At 51.4% G+C, this 17,461-nt stretch carries 15 protein-coding genes; all 15 read left to right on the top strand.

Annotated features, from left to right (window positions below):
- The first annotated feature begins 2 nt into the window (after positions 1-2).
- Complete coding sequence (gene modF, locus ACXAH4_RS14315) at positions 3-1,451, top strand: molybdate ABC transporter ATP-binding protein ModF (RefSeq protein WP_474882356.1); 1,449 nt, start codon at positions 3-5, stop codon at positions 1,449-1,451.
- A gap of 78 nt (positions 1,452-1,529) precedes the next feature.
- Entirely contained in the window at positions 1,530-2,333 is an 804-nt protein-coding gene (locus ACXAH4_RS14310; protein ID WP_474882355.1) for a putative porin, read from the top strand.
- Positions 2,334-2,580: 247 nt separating this feature from the next.
- A complete protein-coding gene (locus tag ACXAH4_RS14305; protein WP_474882353.1) occupies positions 2,581-3,534 on the top strand; it encodes a pectinesterase family protein in 954 nt (317 codons plus the stop codon).
- 330 nt (positions 3,535-3,864) lie between these two features.
- Entirely contained in the window at positions 3,865-4,323 is a 459-nt protein-coding gene (gene mraZ / locus ACXAH4_RS14300; RefSeq protein ID WP_303572868.1) for a division/cell wall cluster transcriptional repressor MraZ, read from the top strand.
- A complete protein-coding gene (rsmH, locus tag ACXAH4_RS14295) occupies positions 4,320-5,258 on the top strand; it encodes a 16S rRNA (cytosine(1402)-N(4))-methyltransferase RsmH (RefSeq protein WP_349588445.1) in 939 nt (312 codons plus the stop codon). Before mraZ ends, rsmH begins: the two co-directional genes overlap by 4 nt.
- Positions 5,255-5,596, top strand: coding sequence for a cell division protein FtsL (ftsL, locus tag ACXAH4_RS14290; RefSeq protein ID WP_119502195.1), 342 nt, complete (start codon positions 5,255-5,257; stop codon positions 5,594-5,596). The genes rsmH and ftsL overlap by 4 nt, the downstream gene beginning before the upstream one ends.
- Positions 5,593-7,368 (top strand): peptidoglycan D,D-transpeptidase FtsI family protein, encoded by a 1,776-nt coding sequence (locus ACXAH4_RS14285; RefSeq protein WP_474842954.1) that lies wholly within the window; start codon positions 5,593-5,595, stop codon positions 7,366-7,368. Before ftsL ends, ACXAH4_RS14285 begins: the two co-directional genes overlap by 4 nt.
- Positions 7,358-8,884, top strand: coding sequence for a UDP-N-acetylmuramoyl-L-alanyl-D-glutamate--2,6-diaminopimelate ligase (locus ACXAH4_RS14280; protein ID WP_474847668.1), 1,527 nt, complete (start codon positions 7,358-7,360; stop codon positions 8,882-8,884). Before ACXAH4_RS14285 ends, ACXAH4_RS14280 begins: the two co-directional genes overlap by 11 nt.
- On the top strand, positions 8,884-10,287 hold the full coding sequence (locus tag ACXAH4_RS14275; RefSeq protein WP_474847670.1) for a UDP-N-acetylmuramoyl-tripeptide--D-alanyl-D-alanine ligase: 1,404 nt from the start codon (positions 8,884-8,886) through the stop codon (positions 10,285-10,287). The genes ACXAH4_RS14280 and ACXAH4_RS14275 overlap by 1 nt, the downstream gene beginning before the upstream one ends.
- Positions 10,281-11,363 (top strand): phospho-N-acetylmuramoyl-pentapeptide-transferase, encoded by a 1,083-nt coding sequence (gene mraY / locus ACXAH4_RS14270; protein ID WP_474842948.1) that lies wholly within the window; start codon positions 10,281-10,283, stop codon positions 11,361-11,363. The genes ACXAH4_RS14275 and mraY overlap by 7 nt, the downstream gene beginning before the upstream one ends.
- A gap of 3 nt (positions 11,364-11,366) precedes the next feature.
- Positions 11,367-12,677, top strand: coding sequence for a UDP-N-acetylmuramoyl-L-alanine--D-glutamate ligase (gene murD, locus ACXAH4_RS14265; RefSeq protein WP_474847672.1), 1,311 nt, complete (start codon positions 11,367-11,369; stop codon positions 12,675-12,677).
- A complete protein-coding gene (ftsW, locus tag ACXAH4_RS14260) occupies positions 12,674-13,996 on the top strand; it encodes a cell division protein FtsW (protein WP_349588434.1) in 1,323 nt (440 codons plus the stop codon). The genes murD and ftsW overlap by 4 nt, the downstream gene beginning before the upstream one ends.
- The gene (murG, locus tag ACXAH4_RS14255; RefSeq protein ID WP_474842943.1) at positions 13,989-15,062 is read left to right on the top strand and encodes an undecaprenyldiphospho-muramoylpentapeptide beta-N-acetylglucosaminyltransferase; all 1,074 of its coding nucleotides are present in this window, start codon (positions 13,989-13,991) and stop codon (positions 15,060-15,062) included. Before ftsW ends, murG begins: the two co-directional genes overlap by 8 nt.
- Positions 15,062-16,507 (top strand): UDP-N-acetylmuramate--L-alanine ligase, encoded by a 1,446-nt coding sequence (murC, locus tag ACXAH4_RS14250; RefSeq protein WP_474842941.1) that lies wholly within the window; start codon positions 15,062-15,064, stop codon positions 16,505-16,507. Before murG ends, murC begins: the two co-directional genes overlap by 1 nt.
- Positions 16,507-17,451 (top strand): D-alanine--D-alanine ligase, encoded by a 945-nt coding sequence (locus ACXAH4_RS14245; protein WP_474867011.1) that lies wholly within the window; start codon positions 16,507-16,509, stop codon positions 17,449-17,451. Before murC ends, ACXAH4_RS14245 begins: the two co-directional genes overlap by 1 nt.
- Positions 17,452-17,461: the final 10 nt, after the last annotated feature.

Genomic DNA, 17,461 nt, shown 5'->3' with positions numbered 1-17,461 from the left:
TCATGATTGAATTACAACACTGTGCGGTGTCACTGGCACCGGATTTTACCTTTGGCCCGGTAAATGCGGCACTGACTGAAGGCCGGCATCTTGCCATAACCGGCAAAAACGGCAGTGGTAAATCGGCACTGGCGGCCATGCTGGCCGGAGAGGGCGAGGTGGTCAGTGGTGAAAGACGCCTGACCTGTAAGACTGGGTGGGTCAGTACTGCACAGCAGCAGGCATTGATTGCTCAGGAAAAGAAAAAGGATGACGCGGACATTCTTGATGTCATTCCTGTGCCCAGCACAGCCAGGGAAGTTATTTTACGCCAGATCAATATGGCTGATTGCGGGGAGGCATTCACTCTGCTGACGAACGGCCTGCGGATGACCCATTTTCTTGATAACGCCTTTTTGGGGTTATCCACCGGTGAAACCCGGAAAGTACTGCTGGTTCGCACCCTGTTAGCTTCACCTGATGTGCTGGTGCTTGATGAACCTATGGATGGCCTTGATACCGCATCCTGCGAGTTTTTGCAGCAGCACCTGCAAAGTATTCAACACCGCTGCACCATCGTGATGGCGCTGAACAGGCTCAGTGAGATCCCGTCTTTCGTCAGACAACTCTGGCTGATGCAGCAAGGGCAGTTGTCCTGGCAGTCAGAGGGCGGCGGAGTTGAGCAAAGCGATTTAGCTCACCTTAAACAATTGCTGCACATGGAGAATACATCTCTCACCTTGCCGGAAAAAGACGATACACGGTATTCGCCGCAAATGGCTGAAGCTGATAATGTGCTGGTGAAGCTGGTTAACGGCAAAGTGAGTTACGACAACCGCGTTATTTTCTCGGGTCTGAACTGGCAGATTTACCGCGGGGAGCACTGGCAGGTTACAGGCCCTAACGGTTCAGGTAAAACCTGTCTGCTAAACATGATTACCGGCGACGATCCTCACTGTTACACCAATGAACTGACAGTATTCGGTTACAAGCGGGGCAGTGGTGAAAGCATCTGGGATATCAAGCAGCATATCGGGTTAGTGTCTAACAGTTTTCATCTTCAGTACCGTGTCAATTGCAGTGTATTACATGTGGTATTGTCCGGCTTTTACGACAGTATCGGGCTATACGAACAACCCGATATCAGACAAAAACAACTGGCCCGTGAATGGCTCGCACTGGCTGGTATGGCACACAGAGCTAATGAACCTTTCCAGTCTTTGTCTTTCGGTGATCAACGGCTTTTACTTATTCTGCGGGCGATGGTGAAACATCCCACACTGTTAATTCTTGATGAGCCATGTAACGGCCTGGATGAAATTAACCGACTGAAAGTACTGGCACTGCTTGGCATTATCGCCGCAGGCAAGGAAAGTACATTATTGTATGTGAATCACCACAGCGAGGACAAAATCAACGGAGTTGAACTGGTGCTTGCCATGGGACGCCACAATCAGGAAGCACAGGCTTAAGGAACGGTTCATCCGGCGTTCAGTTTCAATATCTATACTGAGCGTCGGAAATGAGGTAAACAACGATAAGGATTCGTCATGCAATTCAAATTTTCTTCTCTAATCATCGCCACTCTGGCACTTCCGTTTTCCGCGATGGCTGCACAAAATGAAATCTCAGCCGGTTATGCTGATACCAACCTGTATGGTGGCGATATCTTCGGTGTGCAGTACTCCCGCTATCTGGATAATATTGATACCCGTAGTGACCCCTTGCAGATAGCGCCTTATTTGCAACGTATTAATACTATAAGAGCCGGATATGCAAATACTGATGCGTTCCATTTGTACAGTATTGGCGGTGATTATTACACCGGTGACTGGGTATTCTCTGCTGACTTAAATTACGATAAGTCACGTGGTTATTCTTCCGAAGTCAGCCAGCTGGTAACGCAAGCCGGTTACTTTATTAATGATAAATGGCAGGCAGGTGTGTCGCTGACATATTATCACGCAGAAGGCCGCGTCTTTGTGCCAGTCGACGTGAATGGCGTAATCCAGCTTCAGGGTGTGACGAACACCGAAACTGACTTTACCGGAGGGCTCTACACCCGTTATACAGATATTACTGACGGGGCAGGGTGGGATTTCGATCTGGCATGGTATATCGACAGCAATGATTTAATAGAAGCCGGAGCCCAGTACTTCTTCAGTCCGCAACTGAGCCTGGAACTGGATTATACCCACCGGGATTTAGGGTACAGGAGCTATGATTTCGCCGGTCTTTCAGTTAACTACTGGTTTAGCGATGCATTAGCTGTCAGCTTGGGAGCCGGGACAGATCTGTCTACCGGAGATTCCTTCACCGATACTATAACGGCATCGGCCAGTTGGCGCTTCTGATCTATCAATAATTTTTTCCTGCTTAAACCGGGGCGTGCAGCGTTCCGGTTTTTTTGTTTAAACAGATTAACACCGTTTTGCTACCGGTGGCATTCGTTGTCTCATTGTTTTATAAAAGTGAGTAATCAAGCGGCATTGATAAATAATGGAATGCCGGAGCCTGAACGTTGTTCAGACGGAAAGGTCAATGTTTAAACATGCTCCGCACATTCTGAGGTTGCCTGCTTTTATTATTTAAGGAGCAAACATGCGATTTATCAGTCTTATCTTATTTGTTATCAGCATTTCAGCGTCTGCACAGTCTTATGAAACGAGACTGACCGTTGCCGCTGACGGTTCCGGTAATTATACCTCCGTTCAGGATGCCATCTACGCTGCCAAAGCCTTTCCCTGGACAGACGTCACCGTGTTTATTAAAAACGGGGTTTATAAAGAGAAGGTCAACGTATTTGCCTGGAACACCCGTATCAAAATGATTGGCGAAAGCAGGGAAGGCACAATTATCACTATGGATGACCATTTTGATAAACTGGCGAAAGGCAGAAACAGCACCTTCCATACCTACACGGTACGCGTGGCCGGCAACGACTTTACCGCTGCCAACCTGACTATCCGTAACACTGCCGGGCCGGTGGGGCAGGCCGTTGCCCTGCATGTAGAGGCTGACAGGGCGGCGTTTTATAACGTCAGTATTGAAGGTTACCAGGATACCCTTTATGTCGCCGGTGAGGGCCACAGAAGCTACTTTGAAAACAGTATGATAAGCGGCTCAGTGGATTTTATCTTTGGTGAAGGAACGGCATTGTTCAGTGGTTGTGAAATCCGCTCGCTGATAAGCAATACCTATGTGACCGCTGCGTCCACACCACAGGAGCAGCCTTTCGGACTGGTGTTTGATAACAGCCACTTTACTGCACCTGAGGGTGTTGAAAACGTGTATCTGGGACGGCCCTGGCGGCAGTTTGCGGCAACGGCTGTGATGAACAGTCATCTGGACGGGCATATCCATCCGGCCGGCTGGCACAACTGGGGGGATCCGTCGAAGGAACAAACCAGCCGTTATGAAACCGGCGGGAATACGGGAGAGGGTGCTGCCGGCTCAGACAGAGTGAACTGGCAACACGCACTCAGTGAACAGCAACGTCAATCCTACAATAAGGCCACCGTATTACGGGGCTGGTCACCGGAAAAACCGATCTAAATCCTGCCTTTTGATCGCTTTCAAGCCCCCGTCCTGCGGGGCTTTTTTCGTTGCCGGTAATTTTTTTTAAAAACTTTTCACGTATCCATTCTGATTCTTTTTTAATCTTTTCATGGGCTTTACATAAACAACTGTATATAAAAACAGGCTTCAGCCCAGTGTTTACGTGGGTTTTAGCCCTGTTTTTCCTTGACAGTGGGGAAAGTAGAGACCAAACTGTCTAGCAAGTGGGTAAATGTGGCGAATTGTGGATCGAGTCATCAACGAATTGCAGATTGGTACTCAGAAAACAAGAACAACAAGAGCACAAAAATATAAAAGGCTAGGGGAATGTTCCGCGGCGCTAATGCAATCAATCTGGATCCCAAAGGTAGACTGGCTATACCAACAAAATACCGTCAGTCACTTCTGGATGATTGTAACGGACAACTGGTCTGCACAATCGATACACAGCAAAGCTGTTTGCTACTTTACCCACTTCCCGAATGGGAGGAGATCGAACTCAAACTGAGTAAGTTCTCCAGTATGGTTCCGGCTGAACGCCGGATGCAGCGGCTGCTACTTGGTTATGCCACCGAAGGTGACATGGACAAGAGCGGCCGTTTTCTCTTATCCGCGCCTTTGCGCCAACACGCCAATCTCTCCAAAGAAGTCATGCTCGTCGGACAGCTTAACAAATTTGAAATATGGGATGCTGATATTTGGGCTAAACAAATTGATGCAGACATGGAAACCGAGCGTGATGGTGCATTTGAGCTTACTGACCGCCTGCAGGAATTTTCACTATGAGCAACACCCCATTCAGTCATGTTTCGGTGTTGCTTAATGAATGTATTGACGCACTGGCGATTAAACCGGACGGCATTTATATTGATGCCACATTCGGTCGCGGCGGACATTCCGGCAAAATCCTCGAAAACCTTGGTGCTGAAGGCCGCCTGATCGCGTTTGACCGTGATCCTCAGGCGATTGAAGCTGCACAGCGTTTTGCAGATGACAAACGCTTTACCATTGTTCATGAACCCTTTGGCGAGATGGCCCGTGTTATCAGCGAAATGTCTCTGACGGGCAAGATCGACGGTGTGCTGATGGATCTGGGTGTTTCTTCTCCACAGCTCGATGATGCTGAGCGTGGTTTCAGCTTTATGAAAGATGGTCCGCTGGATATGCGCATGGACACCAGCCGTGGCCAGAGTGCTGCCCAGTGGCTGGCAGAAGCTGATGAGCAGGATATCACCCAAGTAATAAAAGAATTCGGCGAAGAGAAGTTTGGCAAACGTATCGCCCATGCCATCGTGGAAACCCGTCAAACAACGCCTCTTACACGTACCGCTCAACTGGCTGAGCTTATTGATAAAGCGGTGCCGGTAAAAGACAAATTCAAGCATCCTGCTACACGCGCTTTCCAGGGGATCCGTATTTACATTAATGCGGAGCTGGAACAACTGCGGGTGGGGTTAAAAGCGGCTGTGGATGTACTGGCGAAAGATGGCCGTCTGGCTGTGATTTCTTTCCATTCTCTGGAAGATCGCCTGGTTAAACGTTTCATTAAAGATCAGAGTCGCGGAAAAGTAGTACCGGCTAACTTACCGGTAACACAAGCTGAGATTGATGCCGACAAAGTTCTCAGGGCGCTGAGCAAGGCGATCAAGCCGACCAAAGAGGAGATTGCACAGAATGTGCGCTCCCGGAGTTCTGTATTACGGGTGGCCGAAAAACTATGACGGACCGGCAGAATTCACGGACGACGTCTCCGACAAACTTCAGTTTAATACTGATTCTGGTCTCAGATTTGACCCGCAACAAGTTGCGGGTTTTGTTGTATTTAATGGTTGTAACCAGTGCCATGGCTGTGGTGCTCGGCAGTCACCTGAACCGTCAGCAAAATATCGCCATGGAAACACTCATGCAGCAGAAAGATGATCTCGATGTGGAGTGGCGAAATTTAGTGCTGGAACAACGGGCACTGACAGAACACAACCGCATTGAAAACGAAGTGGAAAAGCAATTAGATATGTACCGGCCAACCGCCGATCAGGAAGTGGTGGTAAGACTGAAATGAGCATATTTGCACTCCCTGCCAAAAAAGTGAAACGTGGTGCCAGACAGAATGTGACCCCGTCACCGGTGCAATGGCGCTTTGTACTGGTCATTGCCATTGTCATGCTGGTGTTCGCCGGGCTTGGCGTCCGCGCCGCCTACATTCAGGTCATTGCTCCGGATAACCTGATTGCTCAGGGCGATAACCGTACCATGCGTACCAAAGATATGCCGGCATACCGCGGAATCATTACCGATCGCAATGGCGTAGAACTGGCTGTCAGTGTGCCGGTGCGTGCTATTTATGCCGACCCGAAAATTATCCACGAACAGGGCGGACTGGAGCAGTTTGAACGCTGGGAAGCGCTTGCCGATGTGCTGGGCCGCGATGTAGAGGACTTACGCAGCAAAGTACAAAATCCCAAACGCCGGTTTGTTTATCTGCAACGTCAGGTGTCTCCGGCCATGGCGGATTATGTTGCCAAACTGGATATCCCCGGTATTTATCTGCGCCGTGAAAGCCGTCGTTACTATCCTAATGGCGAAGTGACAGCGCAACTGATTGGTATCACCGATGTGGACGACTCCGGTCTGGAAGGTCTGGAACGGCTTTATGATGACTGGTTAACCGGCACACCGGGCTCAAAGGTTATCCGCCGTGATGCCAAGGGCCGCCAGGTGGAAATTCTGAAATCCACTGACGGAGAGGAAGCGGGGAATCTGAAGCTGACAATCGATCAGCGGATTCAGGCACTGGCCTACCGTGAAATCAAAGAAGCGATGCTTTACTACCAGGCTGCTTCTGCTTCCGCTATTGTGCTCGATGCCCACACCGGTGATGTGCTGGCCATGGTCAATGCCCCTTCTTTTAACCCCAACGATCGCAGCGATGTGTCTCCCCACCGGATGCGTAACCGTGTGCTGACCGATGCCTTTGAACCCGGTTCATCGCTGAAGCCGCTGGCAGTGCTGTCAGCGCTGGAATTCGGCAGTGTAAAAGTGGGTGATATTGTAAATACCAACCCGGGCTGGATGCGTCTGGGCGGCAGTCTGGTAAAAGATGCCCGTAACTACGGCAAACTCACCTTAGAAGAAATTATTCAGCATTCGTCAAATATGGGGACCTCCCGTCTGGCACTGGGTGTACCGAAACCATTTTTGCTCGATACCTATTACAACATGGGACTGATGAGTGATACCGGTACCAACATGCCGGGTGAAAGTAACGGTCTTTTCCATGAGCGCAGCCGTTGGTCTGATTTCGAACTGGCTACCTTATCCTTCGGTTACGGTATATCTGTAACTACCGCACAGCTTGCGCGGATGTATGCCACTCTGGCCAACGGCGGTGTCAGCATGCCGCTGAATATTGTTAAGCAGCCTCAGTCTACCGGATACAAACCGGAACCTCAGCGGGTGGTGTCTGAAAAGAATGCCCGTGCCGTGCTTGAAATGATGGAGAGCGTTGTGCAGCGTGGCGGTACAGCCACAAAAGCCGCAGTGCCGGGTTATCGTGTGGGCGGAAAAACCGGTACGAGCCGTAAAGCTGTCGCCGGTGGTTACGGCGACGAGTACGTGAATATTTTCGCCGGTGTGGCCCCTTTATCTGACCCGCAAATCGTTACGGTTGTACTGATCAATGAACCCGGTGGTGATCTTTACCATGCCGGAGATACAGCGGCGCCGGTGTTTTCTGAAATTATGGGCGGTGCCCTGCAACTGCTGAATATTGCCCCGGACGACAAACAGGTCACGTCTACGAAGTGGCTGAACGGAGGGCGCAATGGTAGTTAATGCATTTGAACAAAGTTTAAGCGTGTTGCTGGCAAAGTTCGGTATTACAGCGCCGGATGTCCGCATTCAGGGGCTGACGCTGGATAGCCGTCGGGTTACCCCGAAACTGGCCTTTGTAGCAGTAAAGGGACATAGCATGGATGGCCGTGAATTTATTCCGCAGGCTATCAGTCTCGGTGCCAAAGCCATTCTTGCGCAAACCGAAAAAGTGCGGGAGCACGGCCGCATGGAAATGCGTGGCACCACTATTATTGTTCATCTGTATGAATTAACAGACATCCTGTCATCACTGGCCGGGGCGTTTTACGACTATCCCGCCACCAAAATGCAATCTGTTGCTGTCACCGGTACCAACGGAAAAACCTCCGTCGTGCAAATGTTATCCCAACTTACTACCGCCGGCGGAACACGCTGTGCAGCAGTAGGGACGCTGGGTGCAGGGCTGTTTCAGGGGGCAGATACAGAGTGGGAACCCACACCTGCCGGCAATACCACCCCTGACGCTATCCGCATGCAGTATTTATTGGCAGAGTTTGTGCAACAAAACGCGCGGCAAGTGGCATTTGAAGCGTCTTCTCATGCCCTGGTGCAGGGAAGGCTCAGTCAAATCAAAACGGATATTGTGGTGTTTACCAACCTGTCGAGAGACCATCTTGACTATCACGGCACCATGGAAGATTACGGTGCGGCCAAGCGTCTGGCTATGCAACTGCCGGGCGTCAGCACAGTAGTACTGAATGCCGATGATCCTGAAAGCGACCGCTGGCATACCAACAAGCCCTCCTGTGTTACCACTGTGTGGTACGGCATGTCGGAATTGGCAGCGCAAAAGTCAGAAGATCGCCATTGTTTGGCCACAAATGTGAAATATCATCCGGACGGGTGTCAGTTCAGACTGGTATCAAGCTGGGGAAGCCGGGATATTCAGGTGCCGCTTCTGGGAGCGTTCAACGTGCACAACCTGCTGGCTGTGATTTCAGTGATGCTGGTGCAGGGGCTTCGTTTTGAAGAAGTGGTGGCGTTGTTACCACAGGTTTCTCCGGTAGCCGGAAGAATGGAAGTATTTCCTTTTACCGCGCATGCGAATGTCATTGTGGACTATGCCCATACTCCGGATGCGCTGGAAAAGGCGTTACAAAGCACAAGAGCGCATACCCCGGGGGATGTGTGGTGTGTTTTCGGATGTGGCGGCGACCGTGATAAAGGCAAGCGTCCTCTTATGGGACAGGCCGCTGAGGCTGTAGCCGATCATCTTGTCATCACTACCGATAACAGCCGTTCAGAAGCGCCGGAAGATATCGCCCGTGATATCCGTGAAGGACTGACACAGCCACAACGTGCGGTGGATGAGCCGGACAGAGAAAAGGCCATTCGCCACTGCCTGGAAAAGGCAGCACCGGAGGATTTGATCCTCGTGGCGGGTAAAGGCCATGAAGATTATCAGATCATCGGTGAACAAAAGAAAAATTATAACGAGCGGGCCGTGGTAGCGCGGCTGCAAAGGGAGTACAGCTAATGATTCTGACCACGCTGTCCTGGATTGCCGGTAAAGTGAAAGGCACCCTTACAGGGGAAGACCGGGACGTAAACGGGGTAAGTACAGATACCCGTACGCTGAAAGAAGGTGATGTGTACATTGCCTTAAGCGGCGAAAATTTTAATGGTCACCGTTTTATTGCTTCGGCGGAACAGGCCGGTGCCAGTGCAATAATAGCCAGCGAACCGGTGAATACTGCTTTGCCTGTCATTCAGGTAGAAGACACGAAACTTGCTCTGGGTTTACTGGGTGCTGCGGTAAAAGCGCAGGTCGCACCAAAAACTATTGCCGTGACAGGCAGCAGCGGCAAAACCACCGTAAAAGAGATGACTGCGGCAATTCTGGCACGCCGCGGCAATGTGCTGGCAACAGCGGGTAACTTCAATAATGACATCGGTGTGCCGCTGACATTATTACGTCTGGAAGAAGGCCATGATTACGCAGTAATGGAACTGGGTGCTAATCACCTTGGGGAAATTGCGTACACCACCGAACTGGTGAAGCCGGATGTGGCGACCATTGTCAATGCCGCCGCTTCTCATCTGGAAGGATTTGGCAGTCTGTTAGGTGTTGCCCGTGCAAAAAGCGAAATTTTTAAAGGGCTGAACGAACAGGGCGTGGCTATCGTCAATGCTGACAGTCAGTTCGCAGAGTTCTGGTTGGGCAAACTGAAGTACAACAATGTACTTACTTTCTCACCCCAACAGCAAAATCAGTCGGATTATACAGCAGAAGACATCACCGTCGGACTCGACGGCTGTGCTGAATTCAACATGGTCACCCCGCAGGGGCAAACCGGCATCCAATTACGCATCCCCGGTATTCATAATGTGGGTAACGCACTCGTAGCGGCCGCGCTGGCCATGCAGGTGGGAGCGACCCTGGAAGACGTACGTACCGGACTGCTGAACATGGCGCAGGTGAAAGGGCGTCTTAATGTAAAAGCGCTGTCTGACCATTTCCGCTTGCTGGATGATACTTATAACGCCAATGTGGCGTCGGTGAATGCGGCTATTGATACGCTGTCCACATTCTCCGGTTTACGGGTTCTGATCCTTGGTGACATGGCGGAGCTGGGTGAAAAAGCCCGCTTTTACCATGAGCAGGTAGGTGAGTACGCACAGCAAAAGGGCATTGATTACCTCTTCACTCTGGGTGTACTGAGCCAGAGCGCCAGTGCTGTATATGGTAAGCAGGGATTTCATTTCACCAGTGTGGAAGCGCTGATGGAAACATTGAGCAGTGTGCTGATGGCCGATCAACGGGATATTTCCGTGCTGGTTAAAGGTTCGCGCAGCTCGCGGATGGAACGGGTAGTGGAGGCCATTGAGGTATCCCGCCTGGGAAAGTTTGAACGCCGTCGGGAGCGCATTGCATGTTGATATGGCTGGCCGACTGGCTTAAACAGTTTGAACCGGGATTCTTCGTATTTTCCTATCTGACGCTCAGGGCAATTTTAAGTACCCTGACGGCACTGGTGATTGCGATTGTTATCGGACCGAAAATGATTCGGTGGTTGCAGCGTCTGCAAATCGGTCAGACCGTACGTGACGACGGGCCGCAAAGTCACCTTTCAAAAGCGGGCACGCCGACTATGGGCGGACTGCTCATCTTATCGGCGATTGTGGTCAGCGTATTGTTATGGGCAGATTTAACCAACCGTTATGTGCTGGTAACTCTGGCCGTAGTGATTGGCTACGGCATCATCGGCTTTGTTGATGATTACCGCAAAGTGGTGCGTAAAGACTCCAAAGGGTTAATTGCCCGCTGGAAATACTTCTGGCAGTCAGTCATTGCACTGGGTGTGGCGTTTTACCTGTACAGCAGTGCAAACCTCGCCGCTGAAACCTCTTTGCTGGTGCCTTTTTTCAAAGAAGTTATGCCGCAACTGGGTCTGTTTTATCTGGTGGTCGTGTATTTTGCGCTCGTAGGCACATCGAATGCTGTCAACCTCACGGACGGGCTGGACGGACTGGCTATTGTACCCACCATATTGGTTGCCGGTGCACTCTCCATTTTTGCCTACGTCACCGGTAATGTGAACTTCGCGACTTATCTGAACATTCCTCACATCCCGCTGACCAGCGAGCTGGTTATTGTATGTACCGCGATAGTGGGCGCCGGTCTGGGCTTTTTATGGTTTAACACTTATCCGGCTCAGGTATTTATGGGCGATGTGGGTTCACTGGCTCTCGGCGGCACGCTGGGTATTCTGGCAGTCCTGGTACGTCAGGAAATCGTGCTCATCATCATGGGCGGTGTTTTTGTGATGGAGACCGTATCGGTGATCCTCCAGGTCGGCTCATTTAAGTTACGTGGAAAACGTATTTTCCGCATGGCACCCATCCACCATCATTTCGAACTCAAAGGCTGGCCGGAACCCCGCGTGATTGTGCGGTTCTGGATCATTTCTCTGATTCTGGTGCTGGTGGGACTGGCTACACTGAAGCTGCGCTGATTTATGAACGAATTGCTGGCATCACAACATGTTGTCGTGGCCGGTCTGGGAATGACCGGTCAGTCTGTTGTGCGCTTTTTAACAGAAACCGGTGCGTCGGTGAAAGTCTGGGATACCAGACCGGACGCCAGAGTACCTGACAATATCTCTGTTCCTGTCACCGCCGGTGAAGTGCCGCCGGGATACTGGGAAAATGTCGATACCCTCGTGCTCAGTCCGGGGATTTCGCCGTCCCATCCGTCGGTGAAAAGTGCTGCGCTGTCCGGTGTGGAAGTCATTGGTGATATCGAGCTGTTTGCACGATTGTCGCGCACGCCGGCTTTCGGCATTACCGGTTCAAACGGAAAAACCACCGTCACGCTTCTGCTTACACATATTCTTCATCAGGCCGGACTGAAGGCCTGTGCTGCCGGCAATGTTGGCCGTCCGGTACTGGACACCATTGGTGAAGGATTTGATTATATGGTGCTGGAGTTGTCCAGCTTCCAGCTTGAAACCACATCATCTTTAAATTTACTCGCCGCCACGATTCTGAACGTGAGTGATGACCACCTTGACCGGCATGGCACCATGGCAGCATATGCAAACGCGAAGCAGCGTATTTTTGCGCATTGTCAGCATGCTGTTATCTGGCAGGGACATCCGGAAACCATTCCTCAGTCTCACGTTGCTGAAACGACACTCTACCAGGCCAGCGAATGTAAAACCGGCTTCGGCTTTGTTAATCAGGCGATTACATGGCAGGGCAAAGCTGTTTTGCCTATGAGTGAAGTAAAGCTGGTAGGTACACACAACGTGCTGAATATTCAGGCCGCACTGGCAATGGCGCTTGTTGCCGGCGTGAGTATTGAAACCGCCTGCGACGGAGTAAAGACCTTTGAGCCGGCTCCCCACCGCTGTGTGGAAATCGCCAATACACAAGGCGTACGCTGGATTGACGACTCTAAAGCGACAAATGCCGGCGCCACGCTGGCGGCTCTGGAAGGACTGGGCCGGGATAAAACCGGAAAACTGATTTTAATTGCCGGCGGAGATGGCAAAGGGGCTGATTTGTCCGTACTCAGGGAACCCTTGCTGCAGTATGTGGATTTGGTGCTTACCATCGGAAAAGATGGCAGACAAATCAGCGACCTGATCCCGGGGGCACATTATTTACCCGATTTACCTTCTGCGGTTCAACTGGCAGCTCAACAGGCTGAGCCCGGCGATATGGTGCTGTTGTCTCCGGCCTGTGCCAGTATCGATATGTTTGATAATTATGCTCACCGGGCACGGGTTTTTGCTGAAGCGGTTCACGGAGTATCCGGTAAATGAGTACAGCAGCGTCTGAGCAAACAGGCACTAAATTATCTGAGATTTTCTCTCAGCGTCACGGTGCGGCAAAGTCCGCGTCACCTTATGATGCCGGTCTGATTCTGGTGGCACTGGCGCTGGCAACACTGGGGCTGGTGATTGTGACCTCCGCTTCCATGCCCGTGGCTGACCGTTTGTACGGTAATCCCTTTTATTTTTCCATCCGTCACGGCATTTATCTTCTTGTCGCCATCTTGTCTGCCGGTGTGGTGCTGCAGGTGCCCATGAGTTTCTGGCGTGTGATCAATCCCTGGTTATTGCTGGCTGCCATTGTGATGCTGCTGGCGGTGCTGGTGATGGGGCGCTCTATTAACGGTAGTACCCGCTGGATTGTAATAGGGCCGCTGACCTTACAACCGGCGGAACCTGCCAAGCTGTTCTTCTTTACTTATCTGGCCGGTTATCTGGTGCGCCGTTATGAAGAAGTGACAGAAAATATCAAAGGCTTTATTAAGCCGCTGGTGGTGTTCTTTGTACTCGCCTGCTTACTGCTGCTACAGCCTGATTTCGGTACTGCGGTGGTGATGTTCACCACCACAATGGGACTGTTATTTTTGGTGGGCGCACGGCTCTGGCAGTTCTTTGCCATTGTGTTTGTTGGCTTACTGGCCATCGTGTTCCTGATCGTGTTCGAAGAATACCGCATGCGGCGGGTCACGTCTTTTCTTGACCCCTGGGCAGACCCCTTTGGCAGCGGCTATCAGCTTACTCAGTCGTTAATGGCCTATGGCCGGGGCAGCTGGTTCGGACAGGGGCTGGGCAACAGTTATCAGAAGCTGGAGTTTCTGACTCAGGCTCACTCCGATTTTATTATGGCAATATTGGCCGAAGAACTGGGCTTCACCGGTGTGCTGATTGTGCTGGGACTCATTCTTTTCCTCGTTGTCCGTGCCCTGAAAATCGGTAATCACGCGCTGGCTAAGCAACGGCCTTTCGAAGGATATCTGGCTTACAGCATCGGGATCTGGCTGAGCTTCCAGACCGCCGTAAACGTTGGTGCCAGTGCCGGCATTTTGCCCACGAAAGGTTTAACACTGCCACTTATCAGTTATGGCGGTACCAGCCTGATAGTGATGATGGTGTCGGTGGCCATGTTGCTGCGGATAGATTTTGAATTGCGGGTCGACGGTGTTCAGGCTATCGGCCGGAAAGATAAACGTAAGAAGAAGCCGGCTCCGGTTTCCTCTGCAGCTGAAGACGGTGAACAACCGGAACAAAAGAGTAAAGAAGATATCAGAGCCATGTTAGAAGAAGTAGAAAAGGGGGCGTTGAATGACTAAGCGCTGTCTTATCATGGCTGGCGGTACCGGCGGACACGTGTTTCCCGGACTTGCCGTTGCACATGCGCTGAAAGCAGATGGCTGGGATGTGCACTGGCTGGGCACCGCAGAACGGATGGAAGCGCAGGTTGTGCCTGAAAACGGATTCCCCATCCATTTTATCCACGTGAAAGGGTTACGGGGTAAAGGGTTATCAGCCAGAGCCAGCGGATTTATGGCGCTGATGAAAGGCATGGCAGAAGCCGGAAAACTGATTTCCTCACTCAAGCCTGATGTGGTCATTGGCTTTGGCGGTTATGCCAGCGGACCGGGTGGTGTTGCTGCGTGGTTACGGGGAATTCCTTTAATCGTGCATGAGCAGAATGCGGCCGCAGGTATGACGAACCGTATGCTGGGTAAACTGGCAAAGCGCATTTTACTGGGCTTCGATAATGCCAGAGGTGGGTTTGGCAGTGCAGCGAGCAAATGCATGACGGTGGGTAATCCGGTGCGCCGGGATATTGTGGCAATCGCGCCGAAAAAAGAAACCCATTCGCCGTTGCGTATGCTGGTGATTGGTGGCAGCCTGGGCGCTAAAGCGCTCAATGAGGCTGTGCCTGCTGTATGCAAGAATCTCTATGGGTTAACTATCCGTCACCAGGCCGGGAAAGGTAATGCAGAAGTGGTTCGAAGTGCTTATGCCAGTGGCAGTGTGGATGTGCAGGTCAGTGAATTTATTAAAGATATGGCGGCAGCCTATGACTGGGCTGACTTTATCGTTTGCCGTGCCGGCGCACTGACTGTAGCTGAAGTGGCAGCGGCGGGTTTACCGGCGGTGTTTGTGCCACTGCCTCATGCTGTTGATGATCATCAGACAAAGAATGCCCTGTCTCTGGTAGAGGCCGGGGCTGCGGTGTTATTACCGCAAACAGAATTACAAAGCGGGCTGGGCAAAGTGCTGGAAAACTGGCTGCGTCATCCCCAATCCTGTCTGGCCGCTGGCAGAAAAGCCCGTCAGGCAGCGATAACCAATGCAACACAGCGGGTCGCAGAACAGTGTGCCCTGCTGACAGGAGACAAAGCGTAATGGTAGGTGAAAAACCATTCCAAAACCCGCAGATGCGTAAAGTGAAGCGCATTTTCTTCATCGGTATCGGTGGCGCGGGCATGGGCGGTATTGCAGAAGTACTACTGAACGAAGGCTATGATATCGCCGGCTCAGATATACAGGCCGGTGCGATGACAGCACGGCTGGAAGAGCTGGGTGCTGAAATCTTTATTGGCCATCATGAAGACAATGTTACAGCGTCTGATGTGGTGGTGGTCTCCAGCGCCATCAACGAGTCAAATCCGGAAATCCGCTATGCCCGTGAACATCGCATTCCTATTATCCGCCGGGCCGAAATGCTGGCTGAACTTATGCGTTTCCGTCATGGTATTGCCATTGCGGGTACCCACGGAAAAACTACCACGACCAGCCTGATTTCCACTATTTTTGCCGAAGCCGGCTGGGATCCCACATTTGTTATCGGTGGTCTGCTTAACAGTGCGGGCACAAACGCACGTTTGGGTAAGAGCCGCTATCTGATTGCTGAAGCAGACGAAAGCGATGCGTCGTTTCTGCATCTTCAGCCTATGGTGTCCGTGGTGACCAATATTGAGCCGGACCACATGGGTACCTATGAAGGTGATTTCAACAAAATGAAAGACACCTATCTGGAGTTTCTGCATAACCTGCCATTCTACGGACAGGCCATTTTGTGTGGTGATGATGAAGTGATCCGTTCTCTGCGGCCGAAAATTGGCCGCAACATCCTTACTTACGGTATTGAGCCGGGTAACGATGTGCGCGCAGAAAATATTGAACTCAGGTTCGGTCAGGCGCAGTTTGACGTGATCCGTCCTGACAGGCCGGTACTGAATGTCACGCTGAATCTCACCGGCATGCATAATGTGCTCAATGCCCTTGCTGCCATTGCTGTCGCCACAGATGAAGGGGTCGGTGACGACGCTATCGTGACGGCACTGAAATCCTTTGGCGGTATCGGACGACGGTTTGAAGTACTGGGCGAGTTTACGACCAGCAAAGGCGATGTGTGTCTGGTTGATGATTACGGCCATCATCCGACTGAAGTCAGGGCCACCATCGCGGCGGCCCGCACTAACTGGCCGGATAAGCGGCTGGTCATGGTGTATCAGCCACACCGTTACACGCGTACCCGCGACTTATATGAAGATTTTGTTGAAGTGCTCTCACAAGTGGATGTGCTGTTATTGCTGGATGTGTATGCCGCCAGTGAACAGCCCATTGAGGGTGCTGACAGTAAAGCACTCTGCCGGTCCATCCGTTTAAGAGGCCAGGTGGAACCTGTTTACGTGGGTGAACCGGATTCTCTGGCAGAAATTCTTGCCAGTGTGATGCAGGAAAACGACGTGATCATGACTCAGGGAGCCGGTAATATCGGCCAGATTGCTAAAAAACTGGCAAAATCTGAATTGGAACCAAAAAAATTTCAACGTGAGTGGCAGTGATGGCTGAACAGGTAAATCCACAAAAATTTGGTCGTGTAGCAGTAATGTTTGGTGGTGATTCTGCTGAGCGTGCAGTATCGCTGAACTCGGGGAAAGCGGTACTGAATGCCCTGCTGAGGCAGGGCGTAGATGCCTTCGCATTTGACCCTGCTGAGCGTCAACTTACTGAATTGGTTGATGAAAAAGCTGATCGTGTGTTAATCATGTTGCACGGACGTGGTGGCGAAGACGGTGCGATGCAGGGCGCATTACAGCACCTGAAAATCCCCTATACCGGCAGTGGCGTGCTGGGGTCTGCGCTGGCGATGGATAAGATCCATACCAAACAAATCTGGCAATGTCTTGGTTTATCTACCGCAAAATATCAAATTGCTGACAAAAGTGACTTTGAAGCTGGATCATGCGGGGCTATAATGATGGAATTGGGGAATGAAGTCATGGTCAAACCAGCCCGCGAAGGTTCTAGTATCGGGATGGCGAGAGTGACAAGCGCTAAACAACTAGAAACTGCCGTTCAGGACGCCTTTCAATATGATAATCAGGTCCTGTTAGAGCAGTACATCGATGGCCCCGAGTTCACTGTCTCTGTTTTGCAGGGCAGGGCATTGCCGTCGATCCGCATGTCTACCCCCCATACTTTTTACGATTACGCGGCCAAGTATCAGGACGATACAACCGTGTATCAATGCCCCGGTGGTTTGTCGGAAGACAAAGAAGCTGAACTGGCAGCATTGTCGCTTCGTGCGTTCAATGCATTGTCTTGCAGCGGCTGGGGCCGCATTGACGTAATGCAGGCTGCTGATGGCACGTTCTACTTGCTTGAAGCGAATACCGTACCCGGCATGACTGAAAAAAGTCTGGTGCCGAAAGCGGCGAAAGTGGCCGGTTTGAGTTTTGATGAATTGACGCTGGAAATTCTGGCGACCAGTCTTTCATCAGACTAAACGGAGCTTG

This window comes from Alteromonas sp. ABV2_168 (assembly GCF_056161165.1).
The sequence above is the reverse complement of the archived record's forward strand: the minus strand, read 5'-3'. Positions and strand labels throughout refer to the sequence as shown.

Excerpts from the sequence above, each read along its gene's own strand:
- ACXAH4_RS14275 (WP_474847670.1), top strand. The coding sequence starts at position 8,884 with ATGATTCTGACCACGCTGTCCTGGATTGCCGGTAAAGTGAAAGGCACC.
- ftsL (WP_119502195.1), top strand. The coding sequence starts at position 5,255 with ATGACGGACCGGCAGAATTCACGGACGACGTCTCCGACAAACTTCAGT.
- ACXAH4_RS14280 (WP_474847668.1), top strand. The coding sequence starts at position 7,358 with ATGGTAGTTAATGCATTTGAACAAAGTTTAAGCGTGTTGCTGGCAAAG.
- mraY (WP_474842948.1), top strand. The coding sequence starts at position 10,281 with ATGTTGATATGGCTGGCCGACTGGCTTAAACAGTTTGAACCGGGATTC.
- murG (WP_474842943.1), top strand. The coding sequence starts at position 13,989 with ATGACTAAGCGCTGTCTTATCATGGCTGGCGGTACCGGCGGACACGTG.
- murC (WP_474842941.1), top strand. The coding sequence starts at position 15,062 with ATGGTAGGTGAAAAACCATTCCAAAACCCGCAGATGCGTAAAGTGAAG.
- ACXAH4_RS14245 (WP_474867011.1), top strand. The coding sequence starts at position 16,507 with ATGGCTGAACAGGTAAATCCACAAAAATTTGGTCGTGTAGCAGTAATG.
- ACXAH4_RS14310 (WP_474882355.1), top strand. The coding sequence starts at position 1,530 with ATGCAATTCAAATTTTCTTCTCTAATCATCGCCACTCTGGCACTTCCG.
- modF (WP_474882356.1), top strand. The coding sequence starts at position 3 with ATGATTGAATTACAACACTGTGCGGTGTCACTGGCACCGGATTTTACC.
- ftsW (WP_349588434.1), top strand. The coding sequence starts at position 12,674 with ATGAGTACAGCAGCGTCTGAGCAAACAGGCACTAAATTATCTGAGATT.
- rsmH (WP_349588445.1), top strand. The coding sequence starts at position 4,320 with ATGAGCAACACCCCATTCAGTCATGTTTCGGTGTTGCTTAATGAATGT.
- ACXAH4_RS14285 (WP_474842954.1), top strand. The coding sequence starts at position 5,593 with ATGAGCATATTTGCACTCCCTGCCAAAAAAGTGAAACGTGGTGCCAGA.
- ACXAH4_RS14305 (WP_474882353.1), top strand. The coding sequence starts at position 2,581 with ATGCGATTTATCAGTCTTATCTTATTTGTTATCAGCATTTCAGCGTCT.
- mraZ (WP_303572868.1), top strand. The coding sequence starts at position 3,865 with ATGTTCCGCGGCGCTAATGCAATCAATCTGGATCCCAAAGGTAGACTG.
- murD (WP_474847672.1), top strand. The coding sequence starts at position 11,367 with ATGAACGAATTGCTGGCATCACAACATGTTGTCGTGGCCGGTCTGGGA.